The 381-nt window shown below is 72.2% G+C and carries 1 protein-coding gene; it reads left to right on the plus strand.

All coding sequences use genetic code 11. The features are described from left to right. Positions 1 to 381 (plus strand): hypothetical protein (locus tag D9V41_RS18010; RefSeq protein ID WP_166376113.1); only part of this gene is annotated, 381 nt, incomplete at both ends.

The raw sequence follows: 381 nt of genomic DNA on the forward strand, positions 1-381 counted from the left end.
GAGACCGCCACTCGCCTGCGCGACGAGCTGCCGCGACCCGCTGACGTGGGCGCCTACGGCGCTGAGAACTCCAGCGCGTACCGGGCGGCGTTGGATCGTCGGGTGGCGATCGAGGAGCGGTTCGGCGTCGCGGTCGACGTCTTGGAGGAGTGGGCGACCGCGGCACCGTTCGTCGCGGCAGCACAGGATGCGCTGGACGCCGACATCCCGCAGAGCGTCGTGTCCGGCCCGGTCGCCAGCGGTGACCCGGTGCGTGCCGAGCTCATCCCGCTCATGGAGCAGGTCAAGGCGCAGTTCGAGGCCGTCACGGTGCCGCCGGGCCAGGAGCAACTCGCGGCCGGAGTGAGCGGAGCGCTGCAGCACGTCATCGATGCGGCCACC

This window comes from Aeromicrobium phragmitis, assembly GCF_003674095.1.
Taxonomy (GTDB): Bacteria; Actinomycetota; Actinomycetes; order Propionibacteriales; family Nocardioidaceae; genus Aeromicrobium; species Aeromicrobium phragmitis.